The sequence below is a fragment of the Gemmiger formicilis genome (genome assembly GCF_016901605.1).
Classification (GTDB): Bacteria; Bacillota; Clostridia; order Oscillospirales; family Ruminococcaceae; genus Gemmiger; species Gemmiger formicilis_B.
The window spans coordinates 1-423 of the sequence record NZ_JACJKP010000464.1 but is presented as its reverse complement, the minus strand read 5'-3'; the positions used below and the strand labels follow the sequence as shown (position 1 = coordinate 423).

Here is a 423-nt window from a genome sequence, read left to right as displayed (position 1 = left end):
GCGGCAAGACCGGCCGGGTCTACGGCGATTTGAACACCCTGCTGGTGATGATGAAGGGCATCCCCCTGGCCTACGACAAGGACATGCAGGAGGACAAGGAGGCCATCTTCGACGCGGTGGATACCCTGGAACTGTGCCTGCGCACCGTGACCCCCATGCTGGCCACCATGACCCCGCTGCCCGCCAACATGCGCCGGGCGGCGGCCAAGGGCTTCATCAACGCCACAGACTGCGCCGACTACCTGACCAAGAAGGGTATGCCTTTCCGGGATGCCTACAAGTGCACCGGCACCATGGTGGCGGCCTGCATTGCCGCCGACAAAACGCTGGAAGAACTGACCCTGGACGAGTTCAAGCAGTACAGTGATCTGTTTGAGGAAGATGTGTACCATGCCATCGACCTGACCACCTGCTGCGAGGGCC

The 423-nt window shown here is 61.9% G+C and carries 1 pseudogene; it reads left to right on the top strand.

The window, feature by feature from the left end:
- Nucleotides 1-423: pseudogene (locus H6B10_RS15460) on the top strand (argininosuccinate lyase); the annotation flags it as partial.